Below are 24,662 nucleotides of genomic sequence, written 5' to 3'. Positions count from 1 at the left end.
CCGTTCAGCCGTCCACCGTGACCGGATCGCCGACGGCCACCACGCCGGGCGTCTCCGGCACCAGGTGCAGTCCGAAGAGGAGCTTCCGCCCGATGTTGCGGTGCCGGGCCAGGGTGCGCAGCGGCTCGCGGCCACGTACCCCCGTTTCCTGGTCGGTGGTGGTCACGACGCACCGGTCGCACGGCCCGGCGGCGCGGAACACCGCCGCGCCGACCCGCAGCCGCCGCCCGGCCCAGCCGTCCTCGGCCCAGGCGGGCGCGCCCTCGACCACCAGGTTGGAACGGAACCGGGTGATCGGGACGGGCTCCTCGCCGGCCTCGGCGAGCCAGTCGTTGAGCGCGTCGAGGGAGGCGGTGGCGGCCAGCAGCAGCGGGTACTCGTCGGCGAAGCTGACCTGGCCGCCGGTGTCGTGGGCGCGGTTGCCCGGGGCGAGGTGCCGGGCGGGGTGACGCAGGTGGACCAGGCGGACCGACCGGCCGAGCAGGGCGGTGAGCCAGTCGTCGGCCGCCGGGCCGGCGGGGACCGCGTCGACCGGCAGCCGGTTGCCGAAGACCCGTACCGCGACGGTGGCGTCGCCGCCCGGCTCGGCGACGTCGAGTTCGGGGCGGCCGGCGGCGGTCAGCACCAGGCCCCCGTCGCGCGGCACGGCGCGCAGCCGGACCAGCTCCGTGGTCTCCCGCTGGGTGACGCCGACGCCGTCGGCGTCGATGACCATCCAGCGCCGGTCGCCGGCCAGGCCCCACGGCTCGACCCGGGCGCCGTCGTGGTCGAGGCGGTGACACCCCTTGACCGGGTACGTGTGCACGGAGGCGAGCCTCACCAGGCGGCCCCGATCCCGTCCCCGGGGTACCAGTGCTCGCGTGGGGTCTCCCGGTAGGCGAGGAATCGCCGCCCGGTGCGCTCGGCGTGCTTGGCCAGCACGTCGGTGTGCGTGACGTTGTCGGTCAGCAGGAGCGCGCCCGGGGCGAGCTTCGGCTCCACCGCCTCGAACTCACGCTTCTCGTGGGCGCGGCTGTGGTCACTGTCGTGCAGGAACAGGTCGACCGGCCGGTCCAGGGCGGCGATCGAGGCGATGGAGTCCCCGATCACCAGGTCGACCACCTCCGACCAGGGCGCGGTGCGGGCCAGGTAGCCGGCCTCGGGGTTGATGTCCAGCGAGGTGACCCGGCCGGGGTGCCCCTCGGCGGCGTTGCGCAGCAGCGCGGCGGCCAGCACGCAGCTGCCCAGCCCCTTGTCGACGCCCGTCTCGACGACGTGCGCCGGGCGGGTGGCCCGGACGATGGCGTACCAGCCGACCCGGCGGGCGTACCGGACCTTCCGGTCGGCGAGGCCGCGGCGCGCGGCGCCGGCGGTGGCCCGCTCGATGTGGCCGCGCAGCGTGTCGTCGGACTCGATCTCCTCGACGTACGCGCGGACCTGTTTGACCGGGACGTCGCAGACGACGCTGACGAACCAGGCGAGGTGCTGGCGGCTGAGCGCGGTCAGGTCGTAGGTGTAGTTGTGGTGTTCCCGGGAGGTGACCAGCCATCGGGCGGAGGTGCGCAGCACCTTGGCGTCGTACCGGGCGACCCGGGCCAGCCGCTTGGGGAAGGCGGCCACCGGTGCGAGGCGGGTACGGGCGATGGCCCGGCGAAGCGTCGTTGCGTCCACACGAGCGTTCTACCAGGAGAAGCCGAACAGTGGCGAGGAAAGTTTCGATCCGCCGACCCGGCGGCCAGGATTGACCGGCCGGGCGAGGGTCCCCGCGGCCGAACGTGAATCAGTAGCATCGCGGCCATGTCCGATCGCCAGCGGCTCGCCGACCCCGAACCGCCCTCCGCCGGGTCCGAAGGGGACGGCGAAGCTGCCGGCCGGTCGTCGGCTCCGGCTCCGCGCCGCCGCCGCGGCCGGCGGATCGCCCTGATCGTGCTGCTGGCGCTGGCGCTGCTGGCCGGCGGGGGTGTCCTCGCGGGAAGCCTGTACTACCGCTCGGTCAACTCCTCGATCGACCGGGTCGACGCGTTCACCGGGGTGCCCGAGGAGTCCCGTCCGCAGGTGGTCGCCAAGGGCGCGATGAACATCATGATCCTGGGCAGCGACTCCCGCGACCCGGGGAACGCCGGGGGTTCCCGCAGCGACACCATCATCCTCGCCCACCTGCCGAAGGACCGGTCGAGCGCCCAGCTCATCTCGATCCCGCGCGACACCTGGACGCACGTCCCGCGCTCCAAGGAGGGCCGGGGCGGCCGTGCCGCCAAGATCAACGCGGCCTACGCGTGGGGCGGCGTGCCGCTGATGGTGCAGACGGTCGAGAAGTTCACCGGGGTCCGCGTCGACCACGTGGCGATGGTCGACTTCGCCGGCTTCAAGGAGATCGTCGACGCGCTGGGCGGCATCGAGGTCGACGTGGAGCGGAGCTTCACCTCCACCCACTCGCTCAACCCCGACGGCCGGCGCGAGTTCGTCAAGGGCCGGCAGACCATGGACGGGGCCGCCGCGCTGGACTACGCCCGCGAGCGCTACGCGTTCGCCGACGGCGACTTCGCCCGGATCAGGCACCAGCAGCAGGTCATCAAGGCGATCCTCGACAAGGCGGCCTCGGGCGGCACGCTGGGCAGCCCCACCAGGCTGAACTCGTTCGTCAAGGCCACGGCCGACGCGGTCGCGGTCGACAGGTCGATGTCGCTGGTGGACCTGGCGACGGAGCTGCGCCACCTGCGCGGCGGCAACCTCGGCTTCTACACCTGCCCGGTGAAGGGCACCGGCCGGGTGGGCAGCGAGAGCGTGGTGTTCCCGGACAACGCCAGGGCCCGGGAGTTGTTCGACGCGGTCCGCAGCGATTCGGTCGATCGGATCGCATCCGCCGGAAAATAGGACTTCCCTCTGCCCTGCCGGCTGTGGTGAATTGACCGAGACGATCGTATCCTTCGATCGCTCGGCGTCTCGCCCCGAACGGGCGCCGGGCCGTCACGGGGGAGAATCCACAATGTCCGGCCATCCGGCGACCAGAGATCCGGCTGCGATCACGACGCGGCCGCAACGGACGCACGCCGGTCTCGACACCACCGCGGTGCTGCCGTACGCGAGTTCCCGCGCCTCGGAGCGGACCCGCGGGTTGCGGGCCTGGATGCTGACCCTCCCGGTCGACCTCACCGCGCTGCTCGCTCCCCTGCTGCTGAGCCAGGACTACTGGCGCGGGACGCTGGCCAACGCCGCCCTCGCGGTGGCGGTCTTCACCACCGGCGGGCTCTACCGGGCCCGGCGTCACCTCAGCATCCTCGACGAGCTGCCCGCCCTCTGCGGACGCCTGCTGGCCTGCGGCGCGGTGGTGGCCATCATCGCGGCCTACCGCCACGACTCGGTGCCGTACGTCAGCGGGTTCATGCACGGCGTGGCGCTCTCCGCGGGGCTGGTGATCGTCGGCCGCGCCGGCACCAGGACGCTCACCATCGTGGCGCGCAAGCGCCGCTGGATGGAGCACAACGCCATCATCGTCGGCGGCGGCCCGATCGGCGCGGAGCTGGCCCGGCTGCTCCGCCGCTACCCCCAGTACGGCCTGCGCTTCGTCGGCTGCGTCGACGCGCCGTCGCGGCGGGACAACGGGCTGCCGCTGATCGGCACCCTCGACGAGTTGGAGCAGCTGGTCCGGCTGGTGGAGTGCGAGGTCCTGGTCATCGCCGACCCGGACTGTCCGGACGCGACGGTGATGGACTACCTCCTGCGTCCGGCCAGCGCCCGCTGTGACCTCTGGGCCGTTCCCCGCCTCTGGGGGTCCGGGTCACAGGGCGGATATCCCGACCACGTCGGCGCCTTCCCCATCGTGCGGATCGGTGACCTCACGCTCTCCGGTCCACGATGGGCGATCAAGCGGGCCTCGGACGTGGTGCTGGCCTCGCTCGCGCTGCTCGTGCTGAGCCCACTGCTCCTGCTCTGCGCGGTGGCGACGTTCCTCGACGGCGGTCGCGGGATCTTCTTCCGCCAGGAGCGGATCGGCCGGTACGGCAAGCCGTTCCAGGTCATCAAGTTCCGGTCGATGCGCCCGGCCGACGAGCACGAGTCGCAGACCACCTGGTCGATCGCGCACGACCGGCGGATCGGGCCGATCGGACGGTTCATGCGCCGTACGTCGCTGGACGAACTGCCGCAGCTGTGGAACATCCTGCGCGGCGAGATGAGCGTGGTCGGGCCGCGACCGGAGCGGCCGTACTTCGTGGAGAAGTTCTCGGCCGCGTACCCGGACTACCCGACGCGCCACCGGGTGCCGGTGGGGCTGACCGGGCTGGCGCAGGTCAGCGGCCTGCGTGGGGACACGCCCATCTCCGACCGGTCCCGGTTCGACAACTACTACGTCGAGAACTGGTCGCTGTGGCTGGACATCAGGATCGTGCTGCGTACGGTGGCGGAGGTCTTTCGGGGTGGCGGTCGTTGACCGGACCCGACCGCCGCCGCGAAGCCACAGCAGGTTCACCCGACAAGGAGTTCAAGGTGGTGAGCACGACCACGGGGCCCACCCCGCAGGCCGGTCAGCACGGGCTCGGCGCGCTGTCCGGCTCGTCCGTGGCGCTCGTCCACGAGTGGTTCGGCGCCACCGGCGGCTCGGAGCAGGTCTTCCGGAACATCGCCGGCCTGGTCCCGCACGCGGAGCGGTTCGTGCTGTGGAAGGACCGTGGCGTCGAGGAGCCGGGCCTGCGGGAGTCGTGGCTCGCCCGGACCCCGGTCCGGCACAGCAAGGCGCTGGCGCTTCCCCTGATGCCGATGACCTGGCGGACCCTCACCCGCCAGCGGTTCGACGTGGTCCTCTCGTCCAGCCACGCCTTCGCGCACACGGTGAAACTGGGGCCGCCCGAGACGACCCGGTATCTGAGCTACGTCCACGCGCCGGCCCGGTACCTCTGGAGCCCCGCCTTCGATGGCCGGGGCTCCAGCCCCCTGCTCGCCCTGCCACGACGCGCGCTCCAGGCCGTCGACGTCCGGTTCAGCCGGCACGTCCACAGCTACGCGGCCAACTCCCGCGAGGTGCAGGGGCGGATCCGCCACTACTGGCGACGCGACGCTGTCGTGATCAACCCGCCGGTGGACGTCGCCTTCTTCTCCTCCGCGCCGGCCGCCGACCGGGCCCAGCCTAGGGACTACCTGCTCGGCGTGGGCCGGTGGATCCCCTACAAGAAGTTCGACCTGATCATCGCGATCGCCGAGGCCGCCGGGCTGCCGGTGGTCATCGCCGGCTCCGGGCCGGAGGAGGTCAACCTGCGACGTCTCGCGGAGCGCGCCGACGTGCCCGTCACCATCGAGGTCAGGCCGAGCAGGGAACGGCTACGGCAGCTCTACTGGGGCGCCCGGGCCCTGCTCTTCCCGGTCCACGAGGACTTCGGCATCATCCCGGTCGAGGCGCAGGCGTGCGGCACGCCGGTCATCGGCATCAGTCGCGGCGGCCTGCTGGAGACGGTGGTCGACGGCGAGACGGGCTTCCTCGTCGACGCCACCGACCCGCGTGACTTCGCGGCGCTCACCGCGCGGGTCGGCGAGCTGCACCAGGACCGGATCGGCGCCAACGCCGCGAGGTTCTCCGAAGCGGCGTTCGCCGCGGCGTTCTCGGGGTGGGTGGCGGATGTCGTCGGGTAGCGGCGGCGGGGACGCCGCGGTGGGCACCCTCGGAATCGCCATCGTCAACTACCGGTCCGCCGACGACTGCGCGGGACTCGTCCGCTCGCTCGTCGCCCACCACACCGGTACCCGGCCACGGGTCGCCGTCGCGATCGTCGACAACAGCGACCAGCGGCGGGAACTCGAACCGGTGGCCGAGTTCGCGCGCCGGCACGGCCTGCTGGTCCGCGTGATCCACGGCCACGGCAACGTCGGCTACGCCGCGGGCAACAACCGGGCCGCGCGCTGGCTCCTCGAAGCGGGCGCCGACGTCGTCTGGGTCCTCAACCCGGACACCAGGATCACCGGCGGCGCCCTCGCGTCGGCACTTCAGGTGCGCCGGGCCGGCGACTGCGCGATCGGCGCCACGACCAGCGTCGACGCGGCCGGCGGCACCCGTCCCGACCTGGACACGCTCGACCTGTGGACCGGCCGCAGCGGGCAGCCGCCGGCCGGACCGTCGCGCACCCTGACCTACGTCGCCGGCCATTCCGTCCTGCTCACCCGCGCGGCGTTCGAGAAGCTGGACGGCTTCACCGAGGATTTCTTCCTCTTCTACGAGGAGGCGGACGTCGCGGTCCGGGCCGCCCGCCTCGGCATCCCGGTCACCGTGGTCGCCGATCTCCAGGTCGACCACGCCGGTGGCGGCGCGACCGGCGCGAGCCGGGACCTGCGGGCCAAGTCGCTCACCACGTACTTCCACGCCAGCCGCAGTTGCATGATCTTCTTCCGGAAGCACCACCGCCGGCGGCTTCCCCTGGCGGCGCTGGCCCGGCTCCTCTACGCGGGCCGGGCGCTGGTGGTGGCCGGCCCGAAGGCGGCGACCGCGGTCGTCCGGGGCACGGTCGCGGGACTGCTCGCATGACCCGGTCGGTGCGGGGTGCGGTCCGGCAGGTGACGGGCAGCGCCACCCTGATGTACGTCGCGGCGTTGGCGATGTCCGGCGTCGCCATCCTGCTCAGCGTCGCCCTCCCGCCGGCCGAACGCGGCCTGCTGGTGGCGACCACGACCAGCGCCGCCACCGGCGTGGCGGTCGGCGGGTTGTCGCTGGAGACGTTCCTGCTGGCGCAGGGCCGGCAGTGGCTGGACGAGCGGGCCGGGCGGCGCAGCCTGGTCCTCTACCTCGCCACCGTGCCCCTGACGGCGGTGCTGGCCTGGACCTTCGCGCGCTACGCGGAGGAGGCCGACCCGCGCATCGCCGCCGTCGGCGCGGCGTGCATCGCGGCGAGCAACGTCCCCGCCGCGGCGGGACTCACCCTCGGTGAGTTCCTGAGCGTCTACCGGTACCGCGCCGCCTTCGCCGCCATCGCGCCGGCGCTCTACGTGCTGCTGATCCTCGCCTCCGTCGAGGAGGCGGAGCTATGGTTGCTCGCCTGGCTGGGATGCCAGGCGCTGATGGCGTTGGCGCTGTGGACGACGCACGGGCCGTCGCTGGCCCCGCTGGCCCGACGGGCGTCACCTCCACGGGAACGGGTCGCCCGGCTGGGGCTGACCCACGCGGGGGCGGTGGCCCAGGTCTTCACCTACCGCTTCGACCAGCTGGCACTGGCCCGTCACCAGGGACCGGACGTGCTCGCCGTGTACTCGCTGGCCGTGGCGGCGATCGAGTTCACCCAGGCCGGCGCGGTCGTCGCGGCGCAGCGGACCCTCGGCGACCATGCGGACGGCTCGACCGACCGGCTGCGCGCGGTGCTGCGCCGGGCGTTGTACCTCGCCGCCGGCATGGGGGTGCTGGTCCTGGTCGGGCTGGCGGCGATCGGCGTGCTCACCAGCGGGTACGAGGCCGCCCTCCTGCTCGGCCTCGTGCTGGTGGCGCGCAGCATCGCGGTGACCTTCGGCAAGATCCTGAGCGCCCGGCTGGTCAACCTCGGCGGCGAACGCGCGACCGCGGTGATCGCCGCGGGCACCGCCGTGGTGGCGATCGGCGGATACTCGCTCACCGCCGCCGAGTTCGGGGCCGTGGGCGTCGCCCTCGTCTCCGTCGTGTTGTTCGCGCTGCACAGCACGGCCACCGCCGTCGTCCTCGGGAAGCGCTCCGCGGCGCGGCCCGCGCCGGACACCCCGACCGGGTCCATGAAGAGTGAGGTTGGCACCAGTGCCTGAAACAGTCGTCGCCGTCATCCTCAACTGGAACTGCGCGGACGACACCCTGCGCTGTCTCCGGGCGGTCCTCGACGGCAGCACCGCACTCGAGGTCGTCATCGTCGACAACGGTTCGAGCGACGACTCGGTCGAGAAGCTGGCGGGGGCGGCCGGGCCCGCCACCCTGCTGCGGCTCGACCGCAACCTGGGCTACGCGGGTGGCATGAACGCGGGCATCCGGGAGGCTCAGGCCCGGGGCGCCGACTGGGTCTGGCTGTTGAACGCGGACTGCGTGCCCCGGCCGGACGCGCTGGCCACCCTGCTCGGCCAGGCGGACCGGTTCGTGGTTGCGACGTCGTTGCAGACGACCTCCGCCGAGCCGAGCGATCCGAGCGCCGAACCCTACGTCGTCGCCGCCATGCTGCCGAAGGGCAAGGTCCGCCCGTTCCGCTGCGCCGGCTGCGCCGAGGGCGCCCACGAGGTGGACATGGTCACCGGCGCCGCGCTGCTGATGCGCCTGTCCTGGGTCGTCCGGGTCGGCCTGTTCGACGAGCGGTTCTTCCACTACAAGGAGGAGTTCGACCTGGTCCGGCGGATCAGCGTGGCGGGCGGCCGGATCGGGTTCGTGTGCGGTTCCGAGGTCTGGCACGAGCGGGGCGGCAGCCTCAGCGGATCCAGCCCCCGGGCCCGGTACTACCACCACCGCAACGAGCTCCTCTACGTGCGCAAGCACTATCCCCGTCCGCTGCGCAGGCTGCTGCTCGAGGAGCCGATCCACTACCGGAACCTGGCCCGGTCGCTGTGGCGGATCGCCGTCGGCGGCCGGGAGGGCAGACGCGCCTCGCTGGCCGTCCTGGCCGGGTACTGGGACGGCCTGCGGGGCGTGCACGGCCCCACCGAGAGGTTCTAGGGTGCACATCCTGTTCGTGAGCCACTCGGCGGACCTGATGGGCGCGGAGCGTTCGCTGATCGCGCTGGTGCGGGAGGCGGTCGAGGTCCGGGGCCACCGGGCCACCGTCTCGATACCGGCGGAGGGCCCGCTGCGGGCCGAACTCGTGCGGGTGGGCGCCGACGTGGTGGTCCTGCCGACCCGGCTGTGGATGGGACGGCGGCACACGCCGCTGGTCGGCCTGGTCCGCTCGGGACAGGCGGCGGCCTCCGTTCCCCGGTATCTGCGCTACCTGCGGCGGGTGGGACCGGACCTGGTCGTCACCAACTCGGCCGTCGTCCCGGCCGGCGCGATCGCCGCCCGGATGGCCGGGCTCCCCCACGTCTGGACGATCAGGGAGAGCCTGCTCACCAACCCGAGCCTGCGCTCCGCCGTACCGAGGGCGACGATCGCCCGGACGATCGCCGGCCTGGCGGACGGCATCGTCGCGATCTCGCAGTACGTCGCCGACCAGCTGCTGGCCGCGGCTCCCGCCGCCCGGGAGCGGCTGCGGGTGATCCCCCCGTCGGTCGCGCCCCTCGCCCGGGACCGGGTGGCCGAGGGTCGCCGTGGCCGGGCGAAGCTGGAGCGGCTCGTCCTGCTCGGGCGCTACACCCCCGAGAAGGGGCAGGCGGACGCCATCGAGGCGCTGGGGCGCTGCGCCAGGGCGGGACGGCCCCTGGCGCTGAAGCTGGCCGGGGTCGGTGACCCGGCCGCGCAGCGCGCACTCCGGGCGCTCGCCGAGGAGCACGGCGTCGGTCACCTCGTCGAGGTCACCGAGTGGACGGACGATCCGCACGCCCTCTACGCCGAGGCCGATGCGACCCTGATGCTGTCCCGCAACGAAGCGTACGGACGGGTGACGCTGGAGTCGCTCATGTCGGCGACGCCGGTGATCGGGTTCCGGGCGGGGGCCACCACCGAACTCCTCGCCGAAGGGGGCGGTGTGCTGGTGGAACCCGACGCCGAGGCGTTGGCGCGGACCCTGCTCTCCCTGGCCGGGGACGACGACGGCGTCGACCGGCTCACGTCCGCGGCGCTACGACGGGCGCACGAGTTGAACGCGGCCCCCTCGTCGGCGCCGGCGTTCGTCGCCCACCTCGAACAACTGCGGGCGAAGCTGTCGTGACCGGATCCGTGAGAACGTTCGGCCTGCCCGCCGTGCTGGCGGTGACGGTGGGGCTCCTGGCCGGCTGGCGGCCCGTCCTGCTGGGCGTCCTGGGGTTGGCCGCGCTGCTGCTCTGGGGGCTCGGGACCCCGTCCCGGTTGAACCACGCGCTCTTCGCGGTGCTGCTCCTCGTGCCGGTCACCGCCGATCCGGGCTACCCCACCAAACCCGTGTGGGTCGTCCTGCTGGCGGCGACGGCCATCGCCCTGTTCGGGCGCCTCCAGCGGTTCCACCCGGACGTCCCGCTGGCCTCCGTCGGGATGGCCGCCTTCGCCCTGCCGGCGGCGGGTCTCCTCGCCGCCCTGGCGCACTGGCGGGGACCGAAGGACCTGGTCTTCGCGCTCGCGCCGTTCGTCTGCTACGCCGTCATCGCCTGGCACGTGGTCGAGGAGGCACGGCAGGACCCGCCGGCGCTCAGGCGCCTGGCGAGGGCGTTCGCGTGGGCGGGGGTGCCGGTGGCGCTCCTCGCCATCCACCAGCGCGTGACCGGGACCTGGTTGGTCCTCGACGACCTGGCGACCAGCAACGCGTTCACCTCGTCCGCGGGCGAGGGCAGGTCGGTGGGCACGGTCGGCCACCCAATCGTCTACGGCACCTGGTGCATGATGTCGATGTGCGTCGCGATCGCCCTGCGCGGGCGGCTGTGGCAGGTGCCGTTCGCCGCCGGCGCGGTCGGCCTGCTGCTCTCCGGCTCCCGTAGCGCCTGGTTCGGGATCGCCGGTGCGGTCGTCGTCTGGTACCTCGCCCAGGAACGGAAGGTGACCCGCCGTGGTGTCGCTGTCCTGGCGGTCGGCGCCCTGGTCGGCGCGGGCCTGCTGGTGGTCCGTCCTGCCCCGGTCCGGAACGCGCTCGACATGGTCGACTCCCGGCTGTCCAACATGACCGGGTCGAGCTCGGCCACCGCCCGGTACAGCCGGTTCGACGCGGCGTGGTCCGGCCTGCGGGAGAGCTACGACACGGTGCTGTTCGGCCTGGGACCGGAGGCGCACGTCCGGTTCTTCCAGGAGGTCGGGATCGGCGACCACCTGGCGCAGACCTTCGACAACAGCTACCTCACCCTCTGGTACGACTTCGGGCTGCTCACCCTCCTGCCCTTCCTCGCCATACTGGTGGCCCTGCTGGTCCGGTCGAGGTCGACGGCGGCTCGGATGCTGGTCGTGGGGATCGCGGTGCAGATCTCCTTCTTCGACTTCTACCTGTGGCCGTGCGCCGTCGCCGTGCTGATCCTGGCGGCCGGCCTGGCCGTCGGCGAGGATCCGGGCGCGGCAGGGACGGCGGGGCGGGAGCCGCCGGCGCCGGCCGAGGCGCTGCTCGCCGGGGCGCGATGAGCAGCACCGCCGCGGGGAGCCCGGGATCGTCGGTGCGACCGGGCGCACGAACGTACGAGTCGGGCCCGGCCTCCGGTGGGCGGCCGGCCGAAGCGAGTGAGGATCAACAGTGAGGCTTTCGGACGGACTCCGGCCCGCCGACGCGGTCATCCCGGCGACGGACCCCCCGCCGCAGCGGCCGGGTCTGCGTGGCGTCGTCGACAGGTCGCGCTCGGCGGTCGGTCAGTGGACCCGGCTGACGCCCCGTCACCAGCTGCGGGCACTGCTCCGGTACCGCTGGGCGGTGCTCACGCTCGTCCTCCTCGGCGGGTTGGGCGGCGGCCTGGCCTCCGTGCTCCAGACCCCGGTCTACAAGGCGGACGTGCAGTTGTTCTTCTCGCCGAACTTCCCGACGAAGGACATCCGCCAGCTCGACACCGGCGGCAACTACATCCTGCAACGCGTCCGGTCGTACGCCGAGATCGGCAACAGTCCCGAGGTCGCCGCGACGGTGATCGACCGGCTGGACCTGCCGTACTCCCCGGAGGAGCTGACGGCACAGGTCGAGGTGACGGGGAAGGCCAGCACGGCGGTCCTGACCGTCGAGGTCGGCGATGCGGATCCCGAACGGGCCCGGGACATCGCCAACGCGATCGCGGACGAGTTCCCCGGCTACATCGGCCGGCTGGAGCGGCCGACCGGCGTCGACGCGCCGCCGGTCAAGGTGTCCGTCGTACGGCGGGCGACCACGCCACCGGCCCCGGACTCGCCGCGGCCGCTGACCAACGTCGGCCTCGGTCTCGCCGGTGGTCTGCTCGTGGCGGCGGCGTCGGCGCTCACGGCGTACGCCCGGGAGCGCGCCGTCCGGGACGCGGACCACGCCGCCGAGGTCGCGGGGCTGGCCCTGGTCGGGGTGGTCGACGCCGACCCGAAGGCGGCGCCCGTCATGGCGTGGGACGAGAACTCCGACCGGGCGGAAGCCTTCCGGCGGCTGCGGACGACGCTCCGGCTACAGGCGATCGGCGAACCGTCGACCAGCATCACGCTGCTCGGTGGCGCCGCCGGTGACGGTGGGGCCGGCACCGCCGCCGACCTGGCCATCGCGTGCGCCCGGGCCGGCGAGACCGTGGTGCTGGTGGACGCGAACCTGAGGAACCCCGAGGTCCACGAACTGTTCGCCGTCCCCAACGACACCGGCCTGGCCGACGTCCTCCGGGGCGGGGCGTCGGTCAGCGACGTGGCGGTCCACTGGCATCCGGATCTACCGCTCTTCGTCCTGCCCACCGGCCGGGTCGCACCGGAACCGCCCGAGCTGCTGCTGCGGCCCGACCGGCTGGCCGACCTGCTGGAGTCGTGTCGGCGGGACCAGGTCCTGGTCGTCATCAACGGTCCGCCGCTGCTGTTGGACGCGGAAGCGGAGACCCTGGTGACCGCCACGGACGCCACCGCGGTGCTGGCGCGGGTCGGCTCCACCCAGGTCGACCAGCTCGCCGCCACGGTGGGCGCGCTGCGCAGGTCCCGCGCGAACCTGCTCGGCCTGATCGTGGTCCGGCCGGCCGGATAGTGGGCGTCCGGGTCGGCGCCGTCGGGGGGCGTCCGGGCAGCCGCGGACGACGGCCCGACCCGGTTTCGGGGGGCCACCGCGAGCAGGAGGTCCGGCTAGAATGGGCGCGCCTGGCCCGGCGGGGCACAGTGGACGGCAGAGACCGGTCCTCGGGATCCCGCGACCTCCACGTAGGTTGACAACGATGAGCGATGACGTCGCGATGCTGTTGCGGCGGGCGGGCTTCGGCCCGACGGCGTCCGAGCTGGCGGCAGCGAAGAAGGCCGGTTACGCGGCGACCGTGTCGAGGTTGATGGCACCGGCCGGGCCGGACCGGGGCGCCGCCACCGCACCGATGCCGGATCTCGGCCGCGACCCCTTCGACGACCTGCCGAACCCGACCGCCGAGCAGCGGACCGCGGCGGAGGCGACCCGGCGGGTGCACACCAGCGCGCTCATGCGGTGGTGGCTGGACCGGCTGACGGCCGCCGACCACCAGGCCCACGAAAAGTTGATCTTCTTCTGGCACGGGCACTGGGCCACGTCGATCCGGAAGGTCGGCAGCCCCCAGTTCATGCTCGCGCAGCACCGGAAGATCCGCAGCTCGCCGACGATCGGGGTGATGGCGAGGAAGTTGGTCTCCGATCCCGCACTGGTCTACTGGCTCGACGGTCAACTCAACACCAGGGACGCACCCAACGAGAACCTCGCCCGCGAGCTGATGGAGTTGTTCCTGCTGGGCATCGGCAACTACACCGAGCGGGACGTGAAGGAGGCGGGCCGGGCGCTGACCGGCTGGAGGACCGATCTGGGTGTCCCGGAGACGGCCATCTTCTTTCCCGGCGTCCACGACGCCGGACCGAAGACGATCCTCGGCAGCACCGCCGACTTCGACGCCCACACGCTGGTCGACCTCCTGGCCCGGCAGCCGGCCTGCGCCCGGTTCATCGCGTCCCGCCTGTGGTTCCGGTACGGCTCCTCCACCGAGCCGATGGCCGGTTCCATCGAGCAGCGGATGAGGGCGGCGTTCCCCGTCGGCATGCGCATGCTGCGGGCCCTCTTCGAGGACGACGAGTTCCGGTCGGGTCGCCACCGGCTGGTGAAGCAGCCGGTGGAGTGGCTCGTCGGCGCGCTGCGGCAGTTGGGCATCCGACCCGCCCGCCTGCCGGAGGACACGTTGAACCGGATCCTGGCCGGGCTGGGCGGCCTGGGGCAGGTCCCCTTCGCCCCACCGAGCGTGGGCGGCTGGCCGAGCGGGACGGCGTGGCTGAATTCGGCCGCGGCGCAGGTCCGCCTGAACCTGGCGGACCTGCTCGCCGGTCTCGCCGAGATCGACCGCCTGACCGCCGAGGAGCTGGCGACCCTCCTCGCGGTCGAGACGTGGACGCCCCGGACCTACCTGGCCCTGAAGCAGGCGAGGAATCCGCGGCAGCTGCTGACCCTCGGGCTGGCGAGCCCGGAGTACCTGGTGATCTGAGATGGACTCGTTGACCCGACGCAGGTTCCTGCTCGCCTCGGCCGGCGCCGGCGGCGCCGCCGCGCTGGCCGCCGGGGGGTTGGGCCTGGCCGAACTGCTCGCCACCGCCGGCGACCCCGGGTCGGGAGCGGACGACGGCCTCGACAAGCTGGTCCTGGTCACCCTGTACGGGGGCAACGACGGCCTCAACACCGTCGTCCCGTACGCGGACGCGGCGTACCATTCCGCCCGCCCCGAGCTGGCGTACCCCCCCGAGCGGGTGCTGCGTCTCGACGACGCGCTCGGGCTGAATCCGGTGCTGACCGGCCTGAAGCGGCTCTGGGACGACCGGCGCCTGGCCGTGGTGCTCGGGGTCGGCTATCCCCGGCCCGACCGGAGCCACTTCCGGTCCATGGACATCTGGCAGACGGGGTCGCCGAAGCTGCCCCTGCCCACCGGCTGGGTGGGCCGCTGGCTCGACGGGACCGACGCCTCCGCCGAGGCGGCGGTCAGCTTCGAGCCGGTACTCCCGCCGCTGCTGGTGGGTGAGACGCGGGTGGGCGCGTGTGTGGCGGTCGGCGGGCTGGATCTCCCGGGCGGCATCGACGCCGAGATGGTCGCCGCGCTGGGGCGGCCCCAGGACGGCGAGTCGGCGCTCCAGGCCCGCGCGGCCCAGGCGCACCAGGAGTTCCTCCAGGTCAACCGGCTCGTCCACCAGGCGGAGCGGGGGGCCCCGTCCGCGACGGGCGAGCCGCCGCCCCTGCCGTCGACCGCGACCGGTGGCGGTAGCGCCCTGGCCGCGCAGCTCGCCCTGGTCGGCCGGTGCGTCGAGGCGGGCGTGCCCACCCGGGTCTACTCGGTGAGCCTGGGCGGATTCGACACGCACGCCAATGAGCGGGTCGGACAGGAGTGGTTGCTGAAGCAGCTCGATGAGGCGCTCGCCGCGTTCCTGGACCGGATGGCGAGGACTCCGGCGGGCCGGCGGGTGACCGTGGCGGTGTACAGCGAGTTCGGGCGCCGGGTCCGGGCGAACGCGTCGGACGGCACCGACCACGGCACGGCCGGTCCGCTCCTCGTGCTCGGCCCCGGGGTCGCCGGTGGCCTGTACGGCGAACAGCCGAGCCTGGTCGACCTGGACGACGGGGACCTCCGGGCGACGGTGGACTTCCGCGACGTCTTCGGCACGCTGCTCGACTCCGTGCTGAAGGCCGACCCGGCCCGGTACCTCAACGGCTATCAGCCGCGGTCGCTCCCGCTCCTGCGCGGCGGCCGGTAGCGGCGACGGACCGGCCCGGGTAACGGGCGGCCGGAGCGCGGCTCAGTCGCTCCCCTCGATCTTCAGGCGGTCCGCCGCGTTCTGCCGGTAGGTCCGCGCGACGAGGTTGGCGGGCGACCGGGCCGCGACGGTGTCGAGCCGGCTGATGGCCTCGGCGTACCGGCCGGCGAAGTAGTCGTCGAGCCCGCTGCGGTAGAGCCTGTCGGTGTCGCCGAGGCCGTCGGTGACCCCGGCTTCGCCGAGCATCGCGTCCAGGGTGGACGCCGGCACGACGAGACGGTTGGCCTTGTCGGGCAGCGTCTCGTCGTTGTCCAGGATGCCGACGACCCGGCCGTTGGTGTCGAGCACCGGTCCACCGCGGGAGTGGATCCCCACGTCGTCGTTGACCCGGGTCACGGCGACCGGCCCCAGGCTGCCCGCACCGGTCACGGTCACCCGCTTGGACGCGACGGTGTAGGCGGCGGTGAGGGGGTCCTTCTCGCCCGTGGCGTACCCGACCGAGAGCAGTGCCGTCCCTTCCGACAGGTCGGCCGACGTGTTCAGCTCGGCCACGGGCAGACCTTCCTGGGCGAGCTTGACGAGGGCGACGTTGCCCGCCTGCGGATCCCACGTCCGGACGATCTCGCCGGGAATCGCCGGACCCTCGGTGAGGTTGCCCCTGGCCACGTTGAGCTGTCCGAAGAGCCGGACGGCCGGTTCCTTCGCCGAGTCGATGCCGGTGAGGACGGTGGTCCTGAGCTGCCGCGCGACGTACTCGTCGAGTTTGCCGGGCTCGAGCTTCTTCTCCTGGATCAGGATCCGGCCCAGCGCGTAGAGGGCGTTCTGCCGCGGGGTGTCTCCGGTGGGCCGCACGCAGAAGCCGTTGGTGAGCACGTGGCCGGCGGGACTCACCACGAAACCGCTGCAACGGCGGTTGAAGGTGATCGGCGCCGCCCGCAGCGGCGTCCCGGTCTGCTTGTCCCGGAGGTATCCGGTGAAGACGACCTCCACGTAGACCAGGGACGGCGAGGCCACCGCGACAGCCCGCTCCTCCAGGGTGTACGGCGGCGGGGCGCCCTCGCCGTCGTCGGACCCGACCCAGACGGCCACGCCACCGGCGGCGGCGAGCACCACCAGCACCAGCGCGACGATCCCGAGCCAGAGCCCGGTACGGCGCCGGGGCGGCGGGGAGGGCTGGATCCGGCGGGCGGTGGAGGTCAGCGGGTCGTCCGGCGGGACGCTCACCGGCTGCGGGTAGGCCGGCGACACCGGCGGGCCCGACATCTGGTGCGGGGGTGTGGAGACCGGGTGGGGTGGGGCCGACACCGGGGGCGTGGAGACCGGGTGCGGGGGCGACGAGACCGGGGGCGTGGAGACCGGCTGCGGCGGGGCGGAGACCTGCGTCGGGTCGCCCTGCACCGCCCACGGCGCCGGCTGCGACTGCGGGGTCGTGGGCACCTGGAGCATCGCCACGGTGCTCTCCTCGGCCGGCTGGTCACTGTGGATCTCGTGGCCCAGGGCGAGGAAGAGCCGGTCGGCGCCGGGCCCGTCGGCGGGGTACGCCACCCAGGGCGCGGGCGCGGTGAAGTCGGCGGCCAGGTACGGCCCGCCGGCGCCGCCCGGGGCGGCCAGCGCGTCGGCCATCCCGGAGAAGGCCCGCCGCCAGGCCGGGTCCTCGGCCACCACGGGTTCGAGCACCGCGACGGTCACCAGCCGGTCCTGCCCGTCGACGGCCCACCAGGCCCTGCCCACCTGGCAGACGCCCATCACCTCGGTGAACCTGTACGGACCGTCCGGCTGCATGCCCACTCCTCTGCTCACCCGCCGAGCGGATACTACAGAGACGACGCTCGTGTCTCCGTCCGCCGACCGGGCCCCACCGCGGGCCGGTCTCGCCGAGAGTCATGAATCGGAGCGTGAGGGGCGAAGACCACTGGTGCTGCCGCGCGGCAGTGCGCGATCTGCCCAATCGAGAATGTCTGGCTCGCGACTCGAGCAACCGGCAAGAGGTACGGCCCGTCCCGGTAGGGCGGGCAGGGACGGGCCGTAGCTGTGCGTAAGGGTGGACCGGACGGCGGTCAGCCGATGATCAGATGGTGAAGCCGCCGTCGACGTTGACCGTCGCCCCGGTGATGTAACGCCCGTCCGGGCCGGCGAGGAACGCCACCGCGGCGGCCACGTCGGCTGGCTGCGCGTAGTGGCCGAGGGCGGTGAACCCGCTGATCGTCTCGGCATTCGGGCCGTCGGCCGGGTTCAGTTCGGTGTCCGTGGCCCCTGGGTTCACCAGATTCACGGTGATCGCCCTGCCGCCGAGTTCCCGTCCGAGAGCCTTGGTCAGGCCGATCAGCGCGGTCTTGCTCATCGCGTACAGCGAGAAGCCCGGGAAGACTGCCCGCTCGGCCACGTTGCTGCCGATGTTGATGATCCGCCCACCGGCCGACATGTGGCGCACCGCCGCCTGCGAGGCGACGAACGGCGCCCGAACGTTGACCGCGACGGTCTGTTCGAACGCTTCCAGGCTCAATTGCTCGAGCGGTCCGAGCAGGAACGCGCCGGCGTTGTTGACCAGGATGTCAAACCGATCCAGCTCACCCGCGACCCGGTCAACCGCGGCGACCACCGCCGCCGGGTCGGCACTGTCCGCCTGCACGGCGATCGCTCGCCGTCCCGCGGCCTCGATCTGGTCCACCACGTCGTCGGCGCGTTGCTGGTTGTGCTGGAACGTCAGCGCCACATCGGCGCCCTCCTCGGCCAGGCGCAACGCCACAGCAGCGCCAATGCCACGACCACCACCGGTAACCAGAGCTACCTTGCCGTCAAGTGCGTTGTTCATGACGCAAAGCCTGGTCGATACAGGCGCAGCCGTCCGGCGGTGATCGGACGTCGCGTTCGCGTCACCGGTACGGCCCACCTGCCCGGTGGCAACCACCCCCCCAGCGCACCGCCGACAACATCCTCCTCTGGCGACGTGCGTACACCCGGTTCAGCGGATAGGGCTGCCTCGGGGCGCCTTGCTCGCCAAGAAAGCATTGACGAATATCATGGCACCAGAGCGCGGACCTGTTGTGCGGTGAACCGCGTGAAGCCCTCGAGGTCGGGTTCGTCAGCGGTGGGTTGCAGGATCACGGCATCGGCTCCGGCGTCTCTGTAGCGGTTCACGACAGCGGCGATATCGGCGGCGCCACCGACTGCCGCTGTGTCTAACTTGTCGGACTCGCCCCAGAACTCCAGCTCACGGGCCATGCGCGTCTCGGCGTCGGGGCCGGTCGCCGCATGCACGTACACCGTGATGGCCTTGGCCATTGATTTGACGGCGGCCACCTCCTGCGGTGGCGTGCCGGCCGTCAGCAGGATCCCGTCGGCGACCTCGCATGCGAGAGCGCGCGTCTTGGGCCCGGTCGCACCGGCGTAGATTCGGGTCGTACCCGCCGGCGGGTAGTCCAGCTTGACCTTGTCGAGCCGAACGTAACGACCCGAGGTCGTGACCGTCTCGCCAGCCAGCAGCGCCTTCAACGCCTCGACGTGCTCGCGCAGCAGGGTCAGCGGCGAGCCGACCCGTGCACCGACCTGGCCCATCCACTCTTGAACGCCGTGGCCGAGGGTGAGCAGCACCCGGTCAGGGAAGAGCCTGTGTAGCGTGGCGGCCTCCATGCCGAGCACCGCGACGTTGCGAAACGGCACCGGCAGCAGGCCGATGCCCACTGCCAGGCGGTCGGTCCAGGCCAGGGCCGCGGCCGCGGTGGCGATGCCGCTTTCGAGAAAGCAGTCCTCCCAGAGCCACAGCTGTTCGAGGCCAGCCTCGTCGGCGGCGCGCGCGACGGACCGGAGGCGTTCGGGCGGGTTCTGCGGGCGGAATACCACACCGAGAGTCGTCATGACGGCCGAGCCTAGACCGCGCGGAGCCGCCACGGCGCCCGCTGCCGGTGCCGGTGCCGGTGCCGGTGCCGGTGCCCGAGGTTGCCGTCGAATACCCCGCGTCGGCCGTTGTCGCGGATGTTGCAGCACTTGAATGCACGAATCTGCCGCGGACAACGCGCGGGTCGGCGCCGATCGCCGTCTCGGTGCGCAGCAGCGCCGACTACTTTCGGTGACCGGCAGCAGCCCTGTTCTCCGCCACAACGCATGATCTTTCGGACATCGGATGCTACTTCCTTGATCAGGAGTTGCACCGTTCGTCTTACCGTCCCGCGTCTTCGCGACGGTTGCCTATGAAAGTTTTCATGCATAGAGTCACGGCATGAATGACGGAACTGTCGCCGCACCCCCTGACCGGGTGCTCGACCTGTTCCATGGCGTCCGGCTCACCCCCACCCAACGCCGCATCGCGCACTGCCTGGTGCAGCACGCCGCCGCCGCGGCGTACCTGTCCGCCGCCGAGGTGGCCGAACTCGCCGGGGTCAGCCAGCCCTCGGTGACCCGGTTCGCCATCGCGCTCGGGCACGACGGCTACCCCGCGCTGCGCCGCCGCCTGCGCGAGGTCACCGCCGGCGCGGACGGCGCCGCCGGCGACGGCAACGAGCTGCAACGGGCGGTCCGGGCCGAGATGGCCAACCTGGACCGGCTCGCCGGGCAGCTCGCCGACCGGGACCGGATCGCCACCGCCGGTCACCTGCTGGCGGCGAGTCGCCCCCTGCCGGTGCTGGGGCTGCGCGCCGCCGCGCCGCTGGCCGCGTACTTCGCCTACTTCGCCGCGAAGGTGCACCCGGACGTCCGGGTGCTCGACGACGGCGGCAGCCTGCTCACCGACCGGCTCGAACAGGCCGCCGCCGCCGGGGCGAGCGCCCTGCTCGCCTTCGTGCTCCCCCGCTACCCCCGGGAGACCTTCGAGGCGCTGCGCGAGGCCCGCGACGCCGGGCTGACCGTCGTGGCGATCACCGACTCCCCGGTGAGCCCGGCCACCGACTACGCCGAGGTGGTACTCCCCGCCGCCGTCGGCACCGACCTTGTCTTCGACCTGCACACCGCCCCGATGACCCTGGCCATGGTCGTGCTCCAGGCGATCTGCGACGCCTCCCCGGGCGACACGCAGGCCCGCCTGGAGGCGTTCGAGTCGTCCGCCGCCCGTCGCCAGTTGTTCCTCGGCTGAGAGGAGTACGAGATGCACCAGCCCGTCCGCGCCGCCCGCGGCACCGCACGCACCGCGAAGGGGTGGCCGCAGGAGGCCGCCCTGCGGATGCTGATGAACAACCTCGACCCGGAGGTGGCCGAGCGCCCCGACGACCTGGTCGTCTACGGCGGCACCGGAAAGGCGGCCCGGGACTGGCCGTCGTACCACGCGCTGGTCCGGACGCTGACCGAGCTGCGCGAGGACGAGACGATGCTGGTGCAGTCCGGCCGCCCGGTCGGCGTCATGCGCACCCACGAGTGGGCGCCCCGGGTGCTGCTGGCCAACTCCAACCTGGTCGGCGACTGGGCGACCTGGCCGGAGTTCCGCCGCCTGGAGCAGCTCGGCCTGACCATGTACGGGCAGATGACCGCCGGCTCGTGGATCTACATCGGCACCCAGGGCATCCTCCAGGGCACGTACGAGACGTTCGCGGCGGTCGCCGCGAAGCGCTTCGGCGGCACCCTGGCCGGGACGCTGACGCTGACCGCCGGCTGCGGCGGGATGGGCGGGGCGCAGCCCCTCGCGGTCACCATGAACGGCGGCGCCTGCCTGATCGTGGACGTGGACCGGACCCGGCTGGACCGCCGGGTGCACGACCGCTACCTGGACGAGGTGGCCGACTCCCTCGACGACGCGATCGAGCGGGTGCTCGCCGCCAAGCGGGACCGGCGGGCGCTCAGCGTCGGCGTGGTCGGCAACGCCGCGGTCGTCTTCCCCGAGCTGCTGGTGCGCGGCGTCGAGATCGACATCGTCACCGACCAGACCAGCGCGCACGACCCGCTGTCGTACCTGCCCGTCGGGGTGGAGCTGGCCGACGCCGCCGACTACGCGGCGGCGAAGCCGGCCGAGTTCACCGACCGGGCGCGGACCTCGATGGCGAAGCACGTCGAGGCGATGGTCGGCTTCCTCGACGCCGGCGCGGAGGTCTTCGACTACGGCAACTCCATCCGCGGCGAGGCCCAGCTCGCCGGGTACGAGCGCGCCTTCGACTTCCCCGGCTTCGTGCCGGCGTACATCCGGCCGCTGTTCTGCGAGGGCAAGGGCCCGTTCCGCTGGGCGGCGCTCTCCGGCGACCCGAAGGACATCGCCGCCACCGACCGGGCCATCCTGGAGCTGTTCCCGGAGAACGAGTCCCTGGCCCGGTGGATGCGGATGGCCGGGGAGCGGGTCGCCTTCCAGGGCCTGCCGGCGCGGATCTGCTGGCTCGGCTACGGCGAGCGGGACAAGGCCGGGGTGCGGTTCAACGAGATGGTCGCCTCCGGCGAGCTCTCCGCGCCGCTGGTGATCGGCCGGGACCACCTGGACTGCGGCAGCGTCGCCAGCCCGTACCGGGAGACCGAGGCGATGGCCGACGGCTCCGACGCGATCGCCGACTGGCCGCTGCTCAACGCCCTGGTCAACACCGCCAGCGGGGCTTCCTGGGTCTCCATCCACCACGGCGGCGGGGTGGGCATCGGCCGGTCGCTGCACGCCGGGCAGGTCTGCGTCGCCGACGGCACCGCGCTGGCCGGGCAGAAGATCGAGCGGGTGCTCACCAACGACCCGGCGATGGGCGTCATCCGGCACGTCGACGCCGGCTACGACGGCGCCCGCGAGGTCGCCGAGCGGACCGGCGTCCGGGTGCCCATGGCCGAGGGCCCGCATGAGTGATCTCGCGAGCCGGTTCCGGAAGCTGTGGGACGAGATCGCGCCGGTGGGGCGGGACGCCGGCAGCGGTGGCTACCTGCGCTACGCCCTGACCGAGCCGGAGCTGCGCCTGCGGGCCTGGTTCCGGGCGCAGGCCGACGAGCGCGGGATGCCGGTCACCGAGGACGGCAACGGCAACCTCTTCGCCTGGTGGGGTGACCCGCGGGCCGGGGACGCGGTGCTCACCGGCAGCCACTTCGACTCGGTGCCGCACGGCGGGGCGTACGACGGGCCGCTCGGCATCGTCAGCGCGTTCCTCGCCGTCGACGAGCTGCGTGGCGCGGGCGTCGCGCCGGCCCGGCCGGTGGCGGTGGCCGCGTTCGTGGAGGAGGAGGGGGCCCGCTTCGGCGTACCCTGCCTGGGGTCGCGGCTGCTCGCCGGGGAGATCGCGGTCGCCCGCGCGGCCGGGCTGCGCGACGCGGCCGGGGTGAGCTTCGCCGAGGCGCTGGGCGACCGGCCGGCGGGCGCCGACCCGGCGCTGCTGGGCCGGTTCGCGGCCTTCGTGGAGCTGCACGTGGAGCAGGGCCGCGCGCTGGTCGAGCAGGACGCGCCGGTCGCGGTCGCCAGCGCGATCTGGCCGCACGGCCGGTGGCGCTTCGACGTCCACGGCGAGGGCAACCACGCGGGTACGACCCGGATGGCCGACCGTCGCGATCCGATGCTGACGTACGCCTTCACGGTGCTGGCGGCGAACAAGGAGGCCCGGCTGCGGGGGGCGCACGCCACCGTCGGCCGGGTGTCGGTGGAGCCGAACGCCACCAACGCGATCCCGTCCCGGGTGACCGGGTGGCTGGACGCCCGGGCGGCCGAGCCGGAGACGCTGCGCGGGCTGGTCGAGGCGGTGCACGCCAAGGCGGCCGAGCGGGCCCGGCGCGACGGCACCGAGCTGACCCTCACCGAGGAGTCGGCGACCCCGCTGGTCGCCTTCGACGGCGGGCTGGCCGACCGGCTGGCCGCGCTGTTGGCGGCGCCGGTGCTGCCCACCGGGGCGGGGCACGACGCCGGGGTGCTCGCCGCGCACCTGCCCACCGCGATGCTCTTCGTGCGCAACCCGACCGGGGTGTCGCACTCCCCCGCCGAGTCCGCCTCCGACGACGACTGCGCCGCCGGAGTGACCGCCCTGGCCCGGGTGCTGGAGGAGCTGACATGCCGGTGAACCGTTGGCTGGCCGAGTACGCCTGGCTGCCCGAGCACGCCGAACCCACTCCCGACGTGCTGATCGAGACCGACGGCGGCCGGATCACCGCGATCGCCCCGCTGACCGCCGGGGGCCGGCCGGCCGCCGGCGTGGAGGTGCTGACCGACGCCGTACGGCTGCCGGGGCTCACCCTGCCCGGCCTGGCCAACGCCCACTCGCACGCCTTCCACCGGGCGCTGCGCGGCCGGACGCACGGCGGCCGGGGCGACTTCTGGAGCTGGCGGGACGGCATGTACGAGGTCGCCGCCCGGCTCGACCCGGACTCGTACCTGGCGCTGGCCCGGGCCACCTACGCCGAGATGGCGCTGGCCGGGATCACCTGCGTCGGCGAGTTCCACTACCTGCACCACGGCCCCGACGGCCGCCCGTACGACGACCCGAACGCGATGTCCGCCGCGCTGGTCGAGGCGGCGGCGCAGGCCGGCGTCCGGCTCACCCTGCTCGACGCCTGCTACCTGACCGCCACTGTGGACGGCGAGCCGCTGGCGGGGCCGCAGCGACGCTTCGGTGACGGGGACGCGGCGCGCTGGGCGGAGCGGGTCGGCGCCTTCCGGCCGGAGAACGACCACGCGCGGGTCGGTGCGGCGATCCACTCGGTCCGCGCCGTGCCGGCCGAGCAGCTCGCCACCGTCGCCAACCTCGCCGAGCGGGCCGGCGTGCCGCTGCACGTGCACCTCTCCGAACAGCCCGCCGAGAACGACGCCTGCCGGGCGGTGCACGGCTGCACCCCGACCCGGCTGCTGGCCGACCACGGGGCGCTCGGCCGGCACACCACCGCCGTGCACGCCACCCACCCCACCGGGGCCGACCTGGCGCTGCTCGGGGAGAGCCGGACCGGCGTCTGCCTCTGCCCGACCACCGAACGGGACCTCGCCGACGGCATCGGCCCGGCCCGGCGGATGGCCGAGGCGGGCAGCCCGCTCAGCCTGGGCAGCGACAGCCACGCCGTGGTCGACCTCTTCGAGGAGGCCCGGGCGGTGGAGCTGGACGAGCGGCTGCGCACCCGCAGGCGGGGGCACTTCAGCCCGGTCGAGCTGCTCACCGCCGCCACCGTCGCCGGGCACACCGCGCTGGGTTGGGCCGACGCCGGGCGGCTCGCCGTCGGCGACCGCGCCGACCTGGTCACCGTACGGCTGGACAGCGCCCGCACCGCCGGGGTGCCGCCGGTCGGGGCGTTCTTCGCCGCCACCGCCGCCGACGTGAGCCACGTGGTGGTCGACGGCCGGCCGGTCGTCGCCGAGGGCCGGCACCTGACCGTGGACGTGCCGGCCGAGCTGCGCACCTCCATCGAGCGGGTGACGGCGTGACCC

20 protein-coding genes are annotated in these 24,662 nt (G+C 73.4%); 15 read left to right on the top strand and 5 right to left on the bottom strand.

Annotated elements, in window-relative coordinates; all coding sequences use genetic code 11:
* Positions 1-4: 4 nt before the first annotated feature.
* Positions 5-820, bottom strand: coding sequence for an MOSC domain-containing protein (locus V6U79_RS01405; RefSeq protein ID WP_334613184.1), 816 nt, complete (start codon positions 818-820; stop codon positions 5-7).
* Positions 817-1,650, bottom strand: coding sequence for a class I SAM-dependent methyltransferase (locus tag V6U79_RS01400; protein ID WP_334519227.1), 834 nt, complete (start codon positions 1,648-1,650; stop codon positions 817-819). Before V6U79_RS01400 ends, V6U79_RS01405 begins: the two co-directional genes overlap by 4 nt.
* A 126-nt stretch (positions 1,651-1,776) precedes the next feature.
* Between V6U79_RS01400 and V6U79_RS01395 the strand changes: the two genes are divergently transcribed.
* The 11 genes from V6U79_RS01395 (at position 1,777) to V6U79_RS01345 (ending at position 15,382) form a co-directional block, all read left to right on the top strand.
* A complete protein-coding gene (locus V6U79_RS01395; protein ID WP_334613182.1) occupies positions 1,777-2,853 on the top strand; it encodes an LCP family protein in 1,077 nt (358 codons plus the stop codon).
* 112 nt (positions 2,854-2,965) lie between these two features.
* A complete protein-coding gene (locus V6U79_RS01390) occupies positions 2,966-4,408 on the top strand; it encodes a sugar transferase (RefSeq protein WP_334613180.1) in 1,443 nt (480 codons plus the stop codon).
* A 59-nt stretch (positions 4,409-4,467) separates the two neighbouring features.
* Complete coding sequence (locus V6U79_RS01385) at positions 4,468-5,601, top strand: glycosyltransferase (RefSeq protein ID WP_334613178.1); 1,134 nt, start codon at positions 4,468-4,470, stop codon at positions 5,599-5,601.
* Positions 5,588-6,487, top strand: a complete 900-nt coding sequence (locus tag V6U79_RS01380) for a glycosyltransferase family 2 protein (RefSeq protein WP_334613177.1) — start codon at positions 5,588-5,590, stop codon at positions 6,485-6,487. The genes V6U79_RS01385 and V6U79_RS01380 overlap by 14 nt, the downstream gene beginning before the upstream one ends.
* Positions 6,484-7,725 carry a polysaccharide biosynthesis protein gene (locus V6U79_RS01375; RefSeq protein ID WP_334613175.1) on the top strand — a complete coding sequence of 414 codons (1,242 nt, stop codon included), beginning with the start codon at positions 6,484-6,486 and terminating at the stop codon, positions 7,723-7,725. Before V6U79_RS01380 ends, V6U79_RS01375 begins: the two co-directional genes overlap by 4 nt.
* Positions 7,718-8,614: a glycosyltransferase family 2 protein gene (locus V6U79_RS01370; RefSeq protein WP_334613173.1), complete on the top strand. Its 897-nt coding sequence runs from the start codon at positions 7,718-7,720 to the stop codon at positions 8,612-8,614. The genes V6U79_RS01375 and V6U79_RS01370 overlap by 8 nt, the downstream gene beginning before the upstream one ends.
* Before the next feature lies 1 nt (position 8,615).
* Complete coding sequence (locus V6U79_RS01365; protein ID WP_334613172.1) at positions 8,616-9,761, top strand: glycosyltransferase family 4 protein; 1,146 nt, start codon at positions 8,616-8,618, stop codon at positions 9,759-9,761.
* Positions 9,758-11,128 carry an O-antigen ligase family protein gene (locus V6U79_RS01360; RefSeq protein ID WP_334613170.1) on the top strand — a complete coding sequence of 457 codons (1,371 nt, stop codon included), beginning with the start codon at positions 9,758-9,760 and terminating at the stop codon, positions 11,126-11,128. The genes V6U79_RS01365 and V6U79_RS01360 overlap by 4 nt, the downstream gene beginning before the upstream one ends.
* 109 nt (positions 11,129-11,237) lie before the next feature.
* On the top strand, positions 11,238-12,671 hold the full coding sequence (locus V6U79_RS01355) for a tyrosine-protein kinase domain-containing protein (RefSeq protein WP_334519247.1): 1,434 nt from the start codon (positions 11,238-11,240) through the stop codon (positions 12,669-12,671).
* A 184-nt stretch (positions 12,672-12,855) separates the two neighbouring features.
* Positions 12,856-14,127, top strand: coding sequence for a DUF1800 domain-containing protein (locus V6U79_RS01350; protein ID WP_334519250.1), 1,272 nt, complete (start codon positions 12,856-12,858; stop codon positions 14,125-14,127).
* Position 14,128: 1 nt separating this feature from the next.
* On the top strand, positions 14,129-15,382 hold the full coding sequence (locus tag V6U79_RS01345; protein ID WP_334519253.1) for a DUF1501 domain-containing protein: 1,254 nt from the start codon (positions 14,129-14,131) through the stop codon (positions 15,380-15,382).
* A 42-nt stretch (positions 15,383-15,424) separates the two neighbouring features.
* Here V6U79_RS01345 and V6U79_RS01340 read toward each other — a convergent pair whose 3' ends face one another.
* The 3 genes from V6U79_RS01340 to V6U79_RS01330 form a co-directional block, all read right to left on the bottom strand.
* A complete protein-coding gene (locus V6U79_RS01340) occupies positions 15,425-17,164 on the bottom strand; it encodes a S1 family peptidase (RefSeq protein ID WP_334519256.1) in 1,740 nt (579 codons plus the stop codon).
* 286 nt (positions 17,165-17,450) lie between these two features.
* Positions 17,451-18,194 carry an SDR family NAD(P)-dependent oxidoreductase gene (locus V6U79_RS01335; protein WP_334519259.1) on the bottom strand — a complete coding sequence of 248 codons (744 nt, stop codon included), beginning with the start codon at positions 18,192-18,194 and terminating at the stop codon, positions 17,451-17,453.
* A 206-nt stretch (positions 18,195-18,400) separates the two neighbouring features.
* Entirely contained in the window at positions 18,401-19,237 is an 837-nt protein-coding gene (locus tag V6U79_RS01330) for an LLM class flavin-dependent oxidoreductase (protein ID WP_334519262.1), read from the bottom strand.
* 361 nt (positions 19,238-19,598) lie between these two features.
* On the opposite strand from V6U79_RS01330, the gene V6U79_RS01325 reads away from it, so the two are divergent.
* The 4 genes from V6U79_RS01325 to V6U79_RS01310 are packed head-to-tail and all read left to right on the top strand — an operon-like array spanning position 19,599 to position 24,659.
* Positions 19,599-20,447 (top strand): MurR/RpiR family transcriptional regulator, encoded by an 849-nt coding sequence (locus V6U79_RS01325; protein ID WP_334519265.1) that lies wholly within the window; start codon positions 19,599-19,601, stop codon positions 20,445-20,447.
* A gap of 12 nt (positions 20,448-20,459) precedes the next feature.
* Positions 20,460-22,118: a urocanate hydratase gene (hutU, locus tag V6U79_RS01320; RefSeq protein ID WP_334519267.1), complete on the top strand. Its 1,659-nt coding sequence runs from the start codon at positions 20,460-20,462 to the stop codon at positions 22,116-22,118.
* The gene (locus V6U79_RS01315) at positions 22,111-23,310 is read left to right on the top strand and encodes an allantoate amidohydrolase (protein WP_334519270.1); all 1,200 of its coding nucleotides are present in this window, start codon (positions 22,111-22,113) and stop codon (positions 23,308-23,310) included. Before hutU ends, V6U79_RS01315 begins: the two co-directional genes overlap by 8 nt.
* Entirely contained in the window at positions 23,307-24,659 is a 1,353-nt protein-coding gene (locus V6U79_RS01310; RefSeq protein WP_334519291.1) for a formimidoylglutamate deiminase, read from the top strand. The genes V6U79_RS01315 and V6U79_RS01310 overlap by 4 nt, the downstream gene beginning before the upstream one ends.
* Positions 24,660-24,662 lie beyond the last annotated feature (3 nt).

Source organism: Micromonospora psammae (assembly GCF_036902725.1).
Taxonomy (GTDB): Bacteria; Actinomycetota; Actinomycetes; order Mycobacteriales; family Micromonosporaceae; genus Micromonospora.
Note: the sequence above shows the minus strand (reverse complement) of the source record. Positions and strands in the feature narration are given on the sequence as shown.